The 16,240-nt window shown below is 62.2% G+C and carries 8 protein-coding genes; 5 read left to right on the top strand and 3 right to left on the bottom strand.

The window, feature by feature from the left end:
* From AAGD32_16710 to AAGD32_16700, 3 genes are all read right to left on the bottom strand, one after another.
* On the bottom strand, positions 1-5,222 hold a 5,222-nt coding region (locus tag AAGD32_16710; protein ID MEM8875891.1), incomplete at its 3' end, for a DUF6531 domain-containing protein.
* A 384-nt stretch (positions 5,223-5,606) separates the two neighbouring features.
* The gene (locus AAGD32_16705; protein ID MEM8875890.1) at positions 5,607-6,764 is read right to left on the bottom strand and encodes a hypothetical protein; all 1,158 of its coding nucleotides are present in this window, start codon (positions 6,762-6,764) and stop codon (positions 5,607-5,609) included.
* Positions 6,765-6,981: 217 nt separating this feature from the next.
* The gene (locus tag AAGD32_16700) at positions 6,982-8,760 is read right to left on the bottom strand and encodes a hypothetical protein (protein MEM8875889.1); all 1,779 of its coding nucleotides are present in this window, start codon (positions 8,758-8,760) and stop codon (positions 6,982-6,984) included.
* A 972-nt stretch (positions 8,761-9,732) separates the two neighbouring features.
* Here AAGD32_16700 and AAGD32_16695 point away from each other — a divergent pair.
* The 5 genes from AAGD32_16695 to AAGD32_16675 form a co-directional block, all read left to right on the top strand.
* A complete protein-coding gene (locus tag AAGD32_16695; GenBank protein MEM8875888.1) occupies positions 9,733-11,922 on the top strand; it encodes a secretin N-terminal domain-containing protein in 2,190 nt (729 codons plus the stop codon).
* Between the two features lie 42 nt (positions 11,923-11,964).
* On the top strand, positions 11,965-13,812 hold the full coding sequence (locus AAGD32_16690; GenBank protein ID MEM8875887.1) for an ATPase, T2SS/T4P/T4SS family: 1,848 nt from the start codon (positions 11,965-11,967) through the stop codon (positions 13,810-13,812).
* Between the two features lie 4 nt (positions 13,813-13,816).
* Positions 13,817-15,076, top strand: a complete 1,260-nt coding sequence (locus AAGD32_16685) for a type II secretion system F family protein (GenBank protein ID MEM8875886.1) — start codon at positions 13,817-13,819, stop codon at positions 15,074-15,076.
* A 21-nt stretch (positions 15,077-15,097) separates the two neighbouring features.
* Positions 15,098-15,604 (top strand): type II secretion system major pseudopilin GspG, encoded by a 507-nt coding sequence (gspG, locus tag AAGD32_16680; GenBank protein MEM8875885.1) that lies wholly within the window; start codon positions 15,098-15,100, stop codon positions 15,602-15,604.
* A 65-nt stretch (positions 15,605-15,669) separates the two neighbouring features.
* Positions 15,670-16,240 (top strand): hypothetical protein (locus tag AAGD32_16675; GenBank protein ID MEM8875884.1); only part of this gene is annotated, 571 nt, incomplete at its 3' end.

Below are 16,240 nucleotides of genomic sequence, written 5' to 3'. Positions count from 1 at the left end.
GCGCGGATGTTCCAGCCGTTATCGACGTGCTGGTACTGGCGTTGGGTGCCGGTGCTGGCGTTGAGCGTTTCGACCGTCGCCGCGCCGTCGTCCCGGCAGACCAGCTCGTCGGCGAAGACGCCGCCCCACACGTAGCGGTAACGCGGCTGGGCGGCTTCGGTGCCGCCGGCCACGTCGTACTCGGCGCACAGCCGCCAGCCCGAGGAGTAGAAGGTCGTCTGCCCGTCGGTGGCGGGGTCGTTGGCGAGCCCGCCGCCGCTGAGGGTCTGTCGGACGCGTCGGTTCTGGGTGTCGTACAGGTACGACGCGATCGTCGTGGCGGCGCCGCCGGGTTCCTTGCGGGACACCTGGATGAGTCGGTTGAGCGCGTCCCAGCGGTAGGTTCGGGTGCCGTCGTCGAGGAGGTTGCCGTTGTCGTCGTAGGCCTTGGCGGGGGCGGCGTTGACGGCGTGGACTTCGTTGAAGTTGGTGTGGGTGCGGTCCTCGACGTGGAAGCCGCCGTCGGCGAGGACGTTGCGGGTCCAGTTGCCCAGGCCGTCGTACTCCAGCGACTGGAGCCGGACGTCGTCGGGCAGCGTGGAGGGGGCGGCGAGGCCGTCCTTGTTGGCGTTGAGCGTGCCGCGTGCGAACAGGACGACCCGCTTCGCCGAGTCGAAGCCGCCGTAGAACGCGGACTGGCCAGGCCGCAGCAGGTTGTCCTCGTACTTCGGCAGGTGCTCGCCGTCGTACGCGTACGCGAAGTGGTCGACCGCGACGCCGCCGTTGGGGACCGCGGTGGCCAGCCCGGTCAGGCGGTGGATGCCGTCGTAGGTCCGCGTCTCGACCTGGCCGTTGCCGAAGGCGCGTCTCGCGAGGCTGGCGCCCGGGCCGACGTAGTCGTAGGTGACCAGCGTGCCCGCCGCGGCCGGGATTTCCTGGATCACCCGGAGCCGGTTGTTGGCGTCGTGGGTGTAGGCGAACTCGCGGGGCGTCTGGCCGACCGGGCCGAAGCCGTGGCGGCTGGCCTGGAGGGCGCCGGTGGTGCCGAGGTCGCCGTCGTACTCGAAGTGCTGGATGTGCTTGGCGTACGCGGCGGCCTGGATTTCCTGGGTTTCTTGGAGCGTCCGGCTGATCGTGTCGTAGGCGTGCGTGCACTCCACGCCGGGCTCGGGGCCCATGTTGTCCACCGTCTTGGTCGTCCGGCCCAGGCCGTCGTACTCGAACCGCTGCTGGGTGGTGCCGAAAAGCGGCCGCGGGCTGGTGCCGACGGAGATGTCGACCTGGGTCCGACGGTTCGCGCCGTCGTACTCGAACTCGTGCTTCCAGCCGTTCTGGTCCGTGTGGCGGGTGACGTTGGAATCCCGGTCGTACGCCCAGGACTCGGAGGTGACGGGGTCGTCTTGCTCGGCGAGGTTCCCGGGCGACGCGCCGAGGACGACGTACGCGGTCGCCTCTTCGGCCGACAGGGGCCAGGACACGCCGTAGCTGGCCTGGACCCTGCGGTCCAGGGCGTCGTAGGCGTAGGTGGTGCGGTTGTTGTTGTCGTCGACCTGACCGACGAGGTTGGAGTTGCCGTCGTAGAGATACCGGGTCACGATCTTGCCGTCGCCGCCGCCCTGCGCGAAGTCGATCGACGTGGCCCCGGTGCCGTCGGCGGTCATCTCCGCGACGGAGGCGACCAGGCGGTTCGCGTCGTCGTAGAAGCTGCGGGTCGAGTTGCCGCGGCCGTCCTGGTGCATAACCAGATTGCCGCGCGAGTCGTAGCCGTACAGGTCTTCGATTTCGTCGCCCGGGTTGAGGGTGGGGTTGGGGTTGGGGTTGGCCTTGGCCCGGGTTTTTCGATTCAAGGCGTCGTACGCAAAGAACGCTTCGATCACTTGGTCGGGGCGATCGTCTTGCGATACGTAGGTGTGCTTGACGTAGATCGGGTTCGAGTTTTCGTCGTAGCTCGTTTCGGTGACGTTGTCCTCGGCGTCTTTGACCCAAAATGGGCGATCGATCTCGTCGTACTGCGTGCGGACCCGGTTGCCCTTGTCGTCGTAGACCTCGACCGGGTTGCCGTTGGGATCGAACACCGTCTCGGTGCTGACAAACCCGCCGTAGCGTTGGATGCCCGAGACGGAGGCGGGGTCGTCCATGTAGCGCGCATCGCTGTCGTTCAGGTTTTGATGCTGTGATCGGTTAAGCACGACCCCGTCCGACACGCCGAGCAGGCGGTCCTTGCGGTACATCCGGCCGCGTTCGTCGTACCGGAAGTTCGTGAGGCCCAAGAGCACGTTCTGCGCCCCAGCGCTGTCGGTAGGCGATAGGCCGCCGATAGGCCCGTACATCGCCGTGCTGACGATCTGCCCCGCGGGGTCGTAGGTGTTCTCGACGACGTTCCCGATCGGGTCGATCGTCCGGACGAGCCGATCGAACGCGTCGTACTCGTAACGGGTGACGTCGCCGGTGTGCGCAGTGATTCCCAGACCGGGGACGGCCGTGACGGATTTGGTTTCTCCGCCGTTGTCGACCCCGTCGACGGTCTCGATGAGGTTGCCGTTGAGGTCGTAATAGCTGAATGTCAGTCGTTCGTCTGGCGTGCCGACCCCCGAAACGACACGGAACGGCAGGTCGCGCTCGTCGTAGAGCGTCTCGGTGATATTCCCCTCGGGCTTCGTCACCCGGGTGACATTCTCGTTGGCGTCGTACTCGTATTCGGTCTCCAGCCAGACCGTCTGTGCGTCGGCGGGCGCCGTCGCCTCGGTTCGCTCTTTAATCACGTTGTTGAGGATGTCGTACTCGAATCGTTGCTCGGTCGTGCCGGTTAGCGTGACCGACGTGTATTCCCCGTCGGGCTCGACCGACAGCTTGTCCGCGTCCAGCTGAGGCTCATAGATCGACGTGCGACGGAACACGACGTTGCCGTTGGGGTCGCGACCGATCTCCGATTCGGCCCGTTTCTGGCCCGCAAAATAATGCCCGACGTAGCTTTGAGTCTTGGACAACCGATCGACGCCGTCAAAGGTTTGCCTCGTCTGGTTGCCCCGTGGATCGGTAATCGTTTCGGGGTTGCCGTACGCGTCCCGCGCGTACTCCGTTTCGAGGTCCAACTCACCCGCCGCCGCGGTTTGCCGCAAGAGAAGATCGTTCGTCGGGCTGTACTCATACGTGGTGACGTGGTCACGCGCGTCTTTGGTATAGGTGAGCCGCCCCCGTCCGTCGTACCTCGAAATAGATTCGGCGGCTTGCTCCGAACCGTCCGGCAGATAGACCACCGAGCTGATGGTTTTGATGTGTTTGCCTTGTATCTGAGGGGGAATGCCCTGCAGAAAGTGCGGCTTGCCGTCGTTGTTCAGGTCTTCCCCGAATAGATGATCAACCGTTTCGTTAGGGCCTAGGCCAAGTACATCGTGGGCACGGTCGGTCGTGTGAGTGATCATCGCATCCACCTGCGCGACGTTCAGGCCGAATTTATCCGCCAGGCTCTGCCGGTAATCGGGGTCGTCAGACCGCCCTTCTTGGTAGTCGAAAATAAACATCTGGACGTACCGGCCGGGAAGGCCAGCATCCGCTGGGCCGTTGGGAGGCGTGAATTCATTGGGCGGGTTGGAGGTTTGATGCGCAGGCCGAGCGTTGTGCGTTCTTCGCGGATCGATTTGAAGGCAAGGTTGATTAAAAAACGGGTCGTAAACGAATTCGGTGACGATCTCTTCCTGGTCTGCTTCTAACGCCGGAACGGTCGCGCTGTCCCAGCGTTGGATCTGGGTGATCCGGTTGGATTGCATCCTCCGTTCGGGAGCATCCGTGTCGTAGATGTTTTCGACAATCCTCCCCGAAGGGTGCCGCGTGATATGCCGTAGTTTATTGGCGTTGTAAGTGTGTGTCGTCACATACAAGCCGCCGCTTGGCTCTTCGGACGCGTCGCGCACCCCACGCGTTTCGTGCTCGAAACGGAGCAAACTGCCGCGGCTATTCGCGTCGTAGTAATAACGCCGCACGTTGCCGTTCCGGTCCGTTTCGGTGGTAAGGATCTCCGCCCCCGGCAGCCCCGGGTTTTCTTGGTAGGTGTACGTGAGCTCCTCTCCGACCACGAAATCGCCCTGCGCGTTTCGGAAACCGATGCTGTGGCTTTTCACACGGTCGTTGTCGTAATAGGTCCATTGCAGGGCCGGCTTGCCTTGCGCTTCGGGCTGCCCCCAGTCGCCCGACGCCCACTCGTTCGGGCGTACCACCTCCATGAGATTATGCCTCAGGCGGCTATTGACCGGGCCAGGAGCGGTGACTCCGTTCACATCATTTACTGTGTCGTAAGCCGGAAGCGTCGAAGAGTATTTGTAGATTTCGACCGGCCGCCCGGAGAACGAACCGCTGACGCCGTGCCCCCCGACATCCGCGCCGGTCGCCTTGACCAAGTCGCCGTGTTCGTCGTAATCAAACGTAACGGACCTGGATTCCGTGGGGGTGTTCTGATTGGGCGTCAATCTCACCGTCTTGAGTCGATACCGGCGATCAATAATGTTGTCGCTAGCCGGGTAATAGCTGTAGGTGATCAGGGCTCCACGCGTGTCCGTGATCGAAGATAGCCGCACCCGCCCTCCAATCACGGTGTACGAAAACGTCATTTCGTTGCCGGCCACATCTTTGATCGACACCAGACGGGCGACGGCGAATTTCCAAGAGTTGCCCATCTCGGCCGAAGCAAGGCCAGTCACGCCCGGCAGGTTTGCTTCCCATTCGTAGCGGCGAACCCACCCGCCGCGTGAAATCAGGATAAAGTGGTCGTCTCGCCAATCGGTTTGCGTTCCGTCTCCGTCCAAACCGCTCATGCCGGCCTGATCCCAAAGCTTGAGTTCCGCGAATGTGTCGAGGTGACTATCAAACTTCATCGTCAGGCCCGCGGGCGGATCGTCACCAAGGCTTGGTTGCGCGTTGATGCCGCTGGGCACAAGGGGCTTATAGTGGTCCCACTTATCGTTGTCGCCGGGCTCCTCGCCGCCTCGGCAATACACGAGCGACAGGGGCTTACTGATATCCTGATGGTCGCCCAAGAACGTGCCGATGCGGTAGGCGATGATGTAATCGTCGTACAGATGAGTCCACTGGCGGCCTTGCGGCGTGTTGTTGGTTTCCTGGCTCCGGTAAGTCCGGGTGTGTGACCAGTCGAAGCCCACCCCCTGGTGATGAAGATCGGTCACGGTATAGACCTCTTCGCCGCGGTCGACTTGTATCTGATGACGACAGCCGCCGGTCGCGGTACTCACGCAGCCTGCCTGTTCATTTCCCTGGCCGCCCAGTGAGCGTATATTGCTATTGGGGTCTAGTTTCGAACCGCCGTTAGGGTCCGTGCCTTCCGGGGCCGTGTCTCCCCCACCGAACTCACCTCCTTCCAAGCCACTGCCTCCGCCCGCGCCTCCTGCGCTCCCACCGCCGAGATAGCACCCGATGGCCTGTTCGACAGAAGGCGTAATGTTTTTACAGGGATCGTCGGGTTGTTGGTGGGCAGAAATCAGCGCTGGCCAAGTGGTAAGCACGGATACAGCAATGAGCGTTTTTGCGGATCGAAAGCGGTGAGCGCAAAGAGATTTAAACCCGGTCATATTGCGTCCTATGGTTTTGGGCGGGTGAGATTTGGTGAAATGTTAGATTTAAAATTCTGCTTGATTTTCTTGAGCGACCACGAAGCGACTGTCCTCAATGAATCGCTGCCAGCGCTGGACTTGCTGGGGGTTGTCGATGTAGCCTGAAAACCGATCTAACTCCCTCTGGGCTTGGCCGTGTCGGTGGAAGGCGCAATGGATAAAAATCACTCGGTCGAGGGCTTCCGTCCAAGTTGTCGCGTCGTCGGACAGCGTCAACGCGTTGTGGGCACGCTGGAACTCGAGCTCTGGCTGGACGCCTTCCACCGCGATCGCCTCGGCATACCCCAGGGCCATCAGCCATTGCGCCGTTTGATCTTTCTCTTCGGATTTGCGGGATCGGCGCAGGCACTCGGATTGCCAGTCTTTGATGTCTCCCGCGGCGAGGTGGGCGAAGCCTAGTACGCGGGCGACGTCTTGGCGGACCCGCCCGTCTTCGCCGACGAGGTGAGCGGCCAACGCGGCGCGGGCGTCCGGTCTGGCGAGCGGCTTGGCGAGCAACTCCATGTAGGCGTAGTTGAATCGCCAGTACATTTCAGTTTTCGTTATTCGGCTCAGCAAGGCCGGGAGCTCTTCGGCATAGGCCAGAGAGCCCGCCGCTTCCCCATCGGACAACGCCATAAACGTCTGCTGCCATAGCACCACATCGAGGTACTCTCGTGTGTCGCGCAGCCCGAATGCCGTTTTCGTAACCGTCGCTCGGCGGAATGCAGACCGCGCTTCTTTAAGTAGGCTTTCGCGCTGCCCCGCGTCCAGGTGGGGCGCTAAAGCACGGGCAGCGATCGACCAAGTACGCGCATCCCTTGAATCACTTTCGTCTTGATGAATCGAAAAGCCTTCGACGACGTTGTCAATCAACGCCGAGACGTTCGTGTCAGGCTGGATCGAAGGCCGCAGTTCCCCCACCAACCAAATCTTGCTCGCGTCCGACAGGGTGGCAAGTGATCCGGCGCGCTCGCGCATCCAGGCGCGGACCAGTTCGTCGCGGTCGTTCTGGTCAGCCGCCGCGATCACCCATAGGCGTTGCGCTGCGGTGATCTGGTCCCGCGAGAGCTTGCTTACGTCGTCCGGACGGGTAAGAAAGCGTGCACGCAATTCCTTCCGTGCCGTGGCTCGGCTCTCCGCCGATCCGTTGATCAGTTGATCACGCACCTCGATCAAACCCATCTCACTCAACGTGTCTGCAAACCACGTAGAGGAACGATTCGTTATCGAGGGTTCCGCGGCGGCGCCGCCGGGGTGAACGATCAGGTGAGCTAAGCAGGCAATAGCGAATACGCCTGGCGAGGCCCGATTCAGCAAAGTGGGAAGCATGGAACTCTCCGGCAAGGATATCGTGAATTTTGGTCGCCCCCTAACTTCGGGCCAGCGTTGCTGCCCGATGTCAGTCTCTAATGTTTGACTGAGCTTGGAGCCGCAAAGATTCCAATCGTTCGCGAAGACCGGGGTCTCGTGCATGCTGAGACTCTGCCGCCAGTAGTTCCGCGGCTGCGTTGGAACGGCCAAACAAAAGGTGGTCCCGCGCGACCCACTCCACCGCCTCCGCCCGAACCGGTTCCGATACGGTCGAAGCTAACGCGTCTTGCGCCCAGGCGCCGGCCGACCGATCGCGTTGGCCACTCAGCGGGAGCGCCCACGGTGAAGCGGCTTCCGCACGGATCAACAGCCATAGGGCACGCTGGTCGCCGGTGGCGGCTTCGGCTCGCTCTTCTAACTCAACTCGCCAAAGGTCCAATCCGTCTGTGCCTGTTTTCAACCAGGTCACAAGCTTTCCTAGGCGAACGCGTGGATTACCGCGCTCGTCGATGATGGCGGTTTTAAGCTGGGCCTGGAGCGCTTCCGACGCGAACAATGACGCCACGCTTTCGTAGTCCCAGTGATCGGCGTCTAAGTCTGGACGCTCGATAAAGCGGTTGATCACATGATTCGCCAGTTCCTCTAATTCTTCGTGACTCAGCGTCGGGTTTAACTCGACTAGAACTCGAGTTAAACCCAAACTTTCCGGATCGTCAGCGAGCAACCAAGACGGCTCCAAGAGCACTCGGTTCTTGACCTCATCCAGCAGCCGTTGCATCGCGCGTTCCCCGGTGGGTTCGTCGCGCGCTTCGGAAAGCCAGTCATACAACGCGTTGATTTCTCTGTAGCCCGCGCGGTCTCGCCAAGCATCGGTGCTCAAAAACCAATCCGTGGTCCACGCCCTTCCCACCGCCGGGAAAAGCGATAATAAACGGGCAGACTCACGGACCTGATAAAAATCCCACACGCCTAGACGCGACCACAGCGCCGGATCGACTTTGGACGTTTCCGATGTGGATCGCTCTGCCGGCTCGCTATCGACAGAAGCCCCGGTCGAAGCGGCCATCCTTAGTAACGCGATCGTCGGGCCGAGTTTGGAATCCACCGCCCAGGCGCGGTCTCGAGCCGCCCGTTCTGCCAGTGCTTTGTGATACCCACGGAACACTTCGAGTCGAGTGGGTGCTTCTAAGTAGTCGATCGCCCATTTGAGTGCCAGCTTCAGATCGGCGGGCCGGGCGCTCTGGACCCAGGTTGCGTCCGCGTTCTCAAACCACGCTTGGACCCAAAGTGATTGCGTCAGAAATGAGCCGTCAGAGGACTGAGAAACCCGCAATAGTCGCCACAGGTCCCAAACCGATAGCGTGGCGGCCCGCTCCGGCGACGAAGTTACCGTGGCAACAAGCCGACCGTCCAAGGCATCCAACTGCTCTTTAGTGCCGTCCGATCTGTACGCGTCCGCAACTTTCAGCCACAACTTAACGGTGGAGGCATCTGGTTCGGAGCTAAGAAATGTCCAGGCATTATTGATGGCGTTCGTACGAAGGTCATCCGAAAGCGTGGGCCAGGACGAACTCTGACGGGTGGCGACGAGCGACTGCAGTGTCGCTTCAGGCGTAGATGCTTCTTGCCCGAAGAATTCGTGCGGCGTCGACAGGAGAGCAAGTATGAACGTAAAGAGAACGGTGAGCCTTGGAAACCGCGATTTGAATGAGCCGTTGGCCGCATTCGTACCAAGCTGGTTCGCTGAAGTGACCGCTCTTAAGTAACGAAGGCTGCGGTTCAATGCTCCGGCGCAGGTAAAACGGATCGAGTGATCAGGCCAATGGCAAGTAATCACGGAAACCCCCTCAATGGAAGCGCGTTTCAATCGTCCCGAAAACTTAGGGGAGCTTGCCCGACATTGATCGATCTGTCAACCCCGGTTTGAACCCATCTTTGCATTGAGCTCGTATCTCACCGTGTTTAGTGCTCACCGCGTCCTCGGTTTTGGCCGATTCACAACAATCCGTCGCTCCCCATGCGGCTAACGGATCGCGCTCCGTCTCTCGCAGATCTGGCAAGTTGCTTGTGTGGCCGGCACTGGGTCACGCCGAGCGCATGCTTGAGGGGTTGCGGCTCCAACTTCAAGGCCTGCTGCAACATCGACTTGTCTGGCGATAGCCCCACCGTCATCTGCATGGGCCGGCTCAAGCCACCGACGCTCAGACCGTCAAGTTTTTATTCAGATCGAATCAACGTTGTCGCAGAGGCCTCATCTTCCGCACGCTCCGCTTCTGGGCTGCTCTAGCGTAAAAAAAGTCTTCCGCATCAGGTATCGCTGCCCCGCTTAGCCCTCCCGGTAAAAGTGGTCATATGGCTCATAAGCGATCAAATGAAAACGGGAGACGGCACGAAGTCCATCGGGGCTTTTTCGTGTTGGTGAGCGCCCAGGGGGCCTATGCCTTCAGGCTGAGCCGAGCCATGAAGGAAGGCCGGGAGTACTGTCGCCTTCAAGCCGCTGAAACGAAATCAACGACTCGCAACCCAGGATAAGTGGAAGGCAGATCCATGAAGACCGTTGCTGATTGGCCAATCAGGCCTGTTCACAGCTTCCTTTGAGGAGACAACCGGTCAAAACGATCAAAACAGTTGCCGAGTAGCAAAACGGTCAACGGTTCGGCGTGGGCACACGTTGACGGACGGAGGAAGCCTAACCGTTGGCGTGTCGCGAGCCGGTCGGTACAGTTCAGGGATGCCGGGATTCATATGTTTCGTGCGACGACGATTCAGGGCTTTGCGTTGGGAGTCAACGCGGATGGAGTCTGTCTGCCACGCTCGGAGATGGAGGCTGGTGTGGCTGATGGCGATCTGCTTGCTTGCCGCACCGGCGGCCGCCGATCCGGAGCCAGGCCGTGCGGTCGGAGCGGCAGCACCGGAGCCGGCGATCCGGCTATCGTTTCCGCCGAACGTGCCGATGTCGGTGCTGATCGACTACGTTGCGCAGCGGCTGACATTGAACATCATTTATGACGACCAGGTCGCGCGGGCGACGGTGACGCTGCAATCGCCCGCACCGGTCGAGGCCGACGCGCTGTTGCCTTTATTGGAAACCATTCTCCGTACGCGAGGCTTCGCGTTGGTGGATTTAGCCCAACCGGGCTGGAAACGCGTGGTGACGCTCCAGTCGCTGGCGCAAGTGGCAGAGTTACAGCGGATGGGCGACGAGACCGACGCTAACGTCGTGACGCGGATATTCGAACTAGAGCACATGACGCCCACGGAACTCGAGCCATTGATTCGTCCCTTGCTCACGACTCCGGGGGCGCAGCTATTGGTCGATACACAGCGTCGCGGTTTGGTTGTGACCGATTTCGTGGAGGTGGTGGAACGCGCAGCGGCCATGATCGACGCGATGGACGTTCCGGGCGTGGCCGTTACACGCCGGTTTCTGAATGCACGGCATGTTAGTGCGTCGGTGCTGGCTCAAGAGTTGTTGCGGTTGCTCGCGGCTGAACGGAGTCCGGTCGGTCGCGGCGAGGCGGAAGCCGTTCGGGTCATTCCTCAGGAACGAACCAACCGGGTGCTGCTTATCGGCTCCGAAGCAGCCGTCAATGAGGCGGCGTCGTTGGCGGCGCAGATCGACGTCGATCTGGACCTACGCACCCGAGTCTTTGCGATGCGTTTTGCCGACCCCCAGAGACTGGATACGTTGGCCAAACGCCTAATCGATCCGTTGGCTGTGGACCGGCTCTACCGGGCGACCATTGACGAGGAGGCATCGCTGCTGGTTGTCACGGCGACCGATGCGATTCTTGCGCAGGTGGCCGATCTCGCGAATGAGTTGGATCAGCCGATCATTGAGGCTTCAAGTCCCATCCGCTTTTACAAGCTGCAAAATGCCAACGCGGGGGAAGTGCTGGCGACGATCCGCTCGATCGAGAGTACGGCTGGGGCATCGGCGTTGGCCGGGTTTGCGATGGAAGAGGGCTCGACGCTGCCCGCGTCGCCTGTGGCATCCGATGCCTCGCTGGAACCGAGTGAGCCTGACCGCGGGCCGATTGGCTTGTGGGGCGGTGGTTCACCGGTTGCCGTACAGGGCCAAGAGGTGACGATTGCTGCGGACGAGAACACCAACACCTTGATTGTGATCGGCGATCCGGCGGCCCAGCGCATCTACGCAAGTTTGATCGAGCGCTTGGACAAGCGTCGTCCTCAAGTCCTGATCGAAGCAACGATCGTAACGGTGGACACGGCGGACGACGCGTCGTTGGGGGTGGAGGTGAGCGTGGGCGACTTCGTAGGCGACAACCAGACTTTCGCTTTCAGCCAGTTCGGTCTCAGCTCGGTTGGTGATGAGGGGGGGCTGGACCTGATTCCGGGCGTGGGTTTTAACGGAGCGGTGCTCGACGCGGACGTCGCAGACGTGGTGATCCGGGCGCTCAAGACCGATACCCGAGCGACGGTCGTGGCGGCTCCGAAGATTCTGGTCAACGACAACGCCAGCGGCGTGATCGCTAGCGTGGCGGAGGCGCCGGTGACCAGTATTAATCAAGGACAGAACTCCGATACCGTGACTTTTTCACAGTTTGTGAGCGCCGGCACGACGATTACGGTGACGCCGCGGATCGCGGAGGGCGACTATCTGCGGTTAGCGTTCGACGTATCGTTGGAGAGCTTCGCGGGCGAAGGGAGCGCGGGGGTCCCGCCGCCGCGGCAGAGCAACCAGATAACCAGCGAAGTGACGATCCCCGATGGCGCGACCGTGGTCGTTGGAGGAATCAACCAGCAGAACGTGTCTGAATCGGTGAGTCGCATCCCGATCCTCGGCGAGCTGCCATTGCTTGAATACGTCTTTAGCAGCCGTTCAGAGACCCGTAGCAACGCAACGCTTTTTGTGTTCTTACGCCCGGTGATCCTTCGCGACGACCGTTTCGAAGACCTGAGGTACTGGTCCGGGCAAGACCTCCGCGCAGCCGGCGAACTTGGTGCGGCCGGACTTCCCGTTGACCCCGACGGGTTCCCGACCAGTGCGACGATGACCATCCGCTGAGATCCGTCGAGCTCGCGCCGGCGGTGTTTTCAAAGTTTTCAGATGAGCATGCCGCACGCAACGCAACCGAACGACATCGAGCGGCTGCTTGCCGAGCTGCCCGCCGCAGAAGTGTTCGTGCGCACGGTTCCAATCTCCTATGCGCGTCGGCATCGGGTCATCGGCCTGGAAGCGAAGCCGGCTGCGTCCGGCATCGAGTCAGCGAGACTTAAGGCGAGCGAAAGCGCCTCCTCGGCGAGTGGGAGGCCGGCGTTTGGCGGCGTCGTGCTTGTGCACGCCGACGCCACTCACCCGCTCGTGCTCGACACGTTACGCCGTCGTCTACCTCGGGTAGTCGGTCAGTGTGTCGCCTCGGCCGAGACGATTGGGGGCGCGCTGGACCGGGCATTCGAACAACGCACGGGGCAGGCCAACGAAGCGATCGAGCGAGTCAAGTACGAAGGCGACTCGCTGGAACTACTCCGAAACCTCGATACGCGGGGCGCGGTTTCAGACGGTGGAGGCGAGGATTTGCTCGACGGCGAGGGGCGGGCACCGGTGGTCAAGCTCGTCAACGCCCTGCTGTTCGAGGCCTGCCAACTCGAGGCGTCGGACATCCACCTTCAGCCCACCGAGGTCGAGACCTCGGTGCGGATGCGGATCGACGGTGTGCTGTTCCCGGCGCATCGGCTGCCGCGGAGCGTGCACGAAGAGGTGGTCAGCCGCGTCAAAGTCATGGCGAAGATGAATATCGCCGAGAAACGGCTTCCCCAAGACGGCCGAGCGACCGTACAGGTCGGCTCCCGGAAGATCGATCTACGCGTCTCGACCGTACCGACAAGTTTTGGCGAGCGCGTCGTGTTCCGGCTGCTGGACAAAAGCGCCCGGCGCTACACGCTCGACGAGTTGGGGATGCTTCCGGAAGTCCGGAAGCGTTTCGGGCGGGTGGCGCGGATGGAGCACGGGCTGGTCCTGGTCACCGGTCCGACGGGCAGCGGCAAGTCCACCACGCTCTACGGCGTGCTCCAGGAGATCGACACCACCCAACTCAACGCGCTGACCCTTGAAGACCCGATCGAGTATCAGCTTCCGGGGGTCAGCCAGATGCAGGTGGCCGAGCGTAAGGGGATGACATTCGCGAAGGGGCTGAGGTCCGTGTTACGGCAGGACCCCGACATCGTGATGGTCGGCGAGATCCGCGATCGCGAAACCGCGGAGCTTGCGATCCAGGCGGCACTGACCGGGCACCTTGTGTTCTCAACGCTACACACCAACGACGCCGCGAGTTCCGTGACGCGCCTGCTGGACCTAGGGATCGAGCCATATCTGGTTGCCAGTTCGCTGCGGGCGGTGATGGCCCAACGCCTGGTTCGGCGGGTCTGCCGCGAGTGTGCCAAGCCGCTGTTCGAAGCGGAAGTCCCCGGGCAACTGCTTCGGTTGGGGCTCACGGCGGACGCGCACGACGTGGCACGGATGCGTGTTGGAGCGGGTTGCCCGGCCTGCCGAGATACCGGCTATCGCGGCCGGCTGGGTGTCTTCGAATTCCTTCCGGTCGGCGAGGAACTCCAAAGCCTGATCGTGCGCCGACGCCCTGCGGCCGAACTCAAAGCCGCAGCGGTCGTCGCGGGCATGCAGACGCTCCAAGACGACGGGCTACAAAAAATCCTCGACGGTTACACCACCCCCGACGAAGTCCTCCGCGTCGCCCCTACGTCCACGTCTCCCTCCGCTCCGGGAAGCGAAGCCACGCTCGGAAGCGAGGGGCCCGATCTGGGGCTCGATACGGTCTTAGATCTCGGTGATGGGCCTGGCGTTGGCCACGAATTCCATGCCAATGAAGGCGACGCCCACTTGGCACCGATCGATCTTCCGGGGGCGTCTTCGCTTTCGGAGGCGGAAGGGAGCAACTGAAGCGATGGCCGTCTTTGCCTACGAGGCCACCGACACCGAATCGGCCCGCGTGACCGGCACCCTTATCGCGGATACTCCCCGCGACGCCCGCGACCGCCTCCGCGAGTGGGGTCTCAGCGTCCACGCCTTGTCCGACCGATCCATGCCCGGACGGGGGCAAGTGAGTACCGGTTTCATTCCGTGGTTGGGGCGGGTGTGTCGTAGTCGCGCCGGCGGCTTGTCCGCCCGGCGGCACGGAGCGGCGGCGCTATTCCTGCGGGAGTTGGCGACGCTGCTGCAGGTTGGCGTGCCGATGCTCGAGGCGCTGGACACGGTGATCCGCCAGACCCCCAAGCGCCAGCGGGCGACGTGGCTGCTGCTACGGGACCGCGTCGCCGCAGGCGGGTCGTTGGCGGAGGCGGCCCGAGAGGCTAAGCGCTACAATCAGCCCGCGTTCGATCCGATCAGCACGGCGATGATTGAAGTCGGCGAAGACGCGGGTCGGTTGGCCGAAGTCCTCGAGGAAACCGCCGCTTTCCGCGAGCGCGCGGGCGAACTGAAAAACCGCTTGGCTTCGGCCTTGATCTATCCCGCGGTGGTGAGCTTCGTCGGGATCGCGGTTTGCTTGTTTTTGATGACCTACGTCGTGCCCGGCCTGCTCGAGTCGCTTGTAGATTCAGGCCGGCCGCTGCCTTGGATCACCCGCGCCGTGCGGGCGATGAGCCAAGGGCTGATCGCCTGGGGGCCTTTCTTGAGCGTCGCCGCCTTGGTCTTCTTTGTCGTGTTCGCATTGATCGTCCGCACGCCCCGTGGGCGTTACGTGTGGCACACGCTGCTTCTCAACTTGCCGGGCGTCGGCGGGGTGCTGAAGAAGCAAGCGGTTGTGCGGCTGTCTTTCGTCTTGTCGACGCTGCTACGCAGTGGCGTGCCATTCGAGCGGGCCGTCGGCATCGCCAAAGGAGTGACGAATAACGCCGTGCTCCAAAACGCGCTGACCCAGTGCGAGCGGGACGTGCACGCCGGCCGAGACCTGGGGCCTGCGCTCGAAGCGACCAAAGCTTTTCCGCCCACGGTGGTCCAAGTCTTCGCCCTCGGCCAGGCTAGCGGCACCCTCGAAAACCTCCTGGACCGGCTTGCGCGGTCCTATGACCGTCAAGTCGCCACGCTCACCGATCGACTGACCGCGCTGATTGAACCCGTACTGATCGTGTTGCTCGCCGTCGCGGTCGGTGCCATCGCCTTCGCAACGGTGCTGCCCATCCTTGAGATCAGCAACAGCTTTTAACCCCCCTTCGAAAGATTCGACATGGTGTTTCGTACGGACTTCAGGCCGCGTTGCGGCTACAAAGCGGGGTCACCGCTTGAGCAGAGGTTTCAACGTCTCCACTCCTCGGCGCGAGGCTTCTCGTTAGTGGAAGTGATGGTGGTAGTAGTCATCATCGGGCTGCTGGCGGGGTTGGTGGGCATCAATGTCCGGGGGCAGATCGTCCGGGCGAAGCGGCAGGCGGCGTTGGCGGAAATCGCGACCATCCAAGAAGCGTTGGAGGCGTATTACACGGTGTACGACCGATACCCCACAAGCGACGAGGGGCTCGAGGTGTTATGGACCGCCAGTGAACGGCTGGTCGAGCCGCTGTTGGACGACGCACCCCTGGACCCTTGGCGACGCCCATACGTGTACAACCGGCCGGGCAGGAATGGCCCTTACGAGGTGTTCAGCCTCGGGGCGGACGGACGCGAGGGCGGGGAGCCGGGCACCGCGGACGAAGACCTTGGTAGTTATCAATCCGTTAATGAGGGGGCGGCCGAGTGATCTTTGCCGCGACGAGATCAAACCCGTGTTCGAGATCCAGGGCGGCGTCGTTACGCTTTCACGCAATGCTTGCAAAACGCTGTGCCTCCGCCTCGGGGCGGGGTGGTTGGGGCTTGTTGGAGATGGTGGCGGTGTTGGCCTTGATGGCGTTGCTGACCGGTGTGGCGGCGGTGTCGTTGCGGGGGATGCAGACCAATACAGACGCATTAGCGTTGGTGGGCGCGTTGGGGCAGCTGGACGCCACGGCGCGGGAGCGTTGTCGCCGCGACCGAACGCCGCGGCGGCTGGTGTTGGATTTCGCTGCGCGGCGGGCGTGGCTGGAGCGGATTAAAAAAGAAACGGGTGATTCGCTTTCAAAATCAGTTTCCGCGAGCGCCGGACGATCGGTGCGTTGGCGCCGGGAGTTGAGGCTCTGTGATGTGCGGATATTTGACGAAGCGGGACAGCGGTTGGAGAGCGGTCAGGCGGTCGTGGTGATCGACGCGGACGGCACGAGCCCGGACTACGCGTTCGCGGTGCGAGCCGATTCGGAGGCGGTCAATAACGGAGAAGCCTGGTTGCACGGAGCCATGATCGCGGGGCGGACGGGGCAGCGAGTGGTTTTCGAAGGGAAGGAGGCGTTCGATGCCGTCGCGG

It is taken from the genome of Planctomycetota bacterium, assembly GCA_039182125.1.
Taxonomy (GTDB): domain Bacteria; phylum Planctomycetota; class Phycisphaerae; order Tepidisphaerales; family Tepidisphaeraceae; genus JBCDCH01.
The sequence above is the reverse complement of the archived record's forward strand: the minus strand, read 5'-3'. Positions and strand labels throughout refer to the sequence as shown.

Excerpts from the sequence above, each read along its gene's own strand:
- AAGD32_16705 (MEM8875890.1), bottom strand. The coding sequence starts at position 6,764 with ATGGGTTTGATCGAGGTGCGTGATCAACTGATCAACGGATCGGCGGAG.
- AAGD32_16695 (MEM8875888.1), top strand. The coding sequence starts at position 9,733 with ATGGCGATCTGCTTGCTTGCCGCACCGGCGGCCGCCGATCCGGAGCCA.
- AAGD32_16690 (MEM8875887.1), top strand. The coding sequence starts at position 11,965 with ATGAGCATGCCGCACGCAACGCAACCGAACGACATCGAGCGGCTGCTT.
- AAGD32_16685 (MEM8875886.1), top strand. The coding sequence starts at position 13,817 with ATGGCCGTCTTTGCCTACGAGGCCACCGACACCGAATCGGCCCGCGTG.
- gspG (MEM8875885.1), top strand. The coding sequence starts at position 15,098 with ATGGTGTTTCGTACGGACTTCAGGCCGCGTTGCGGCTACAAAGCGGGG.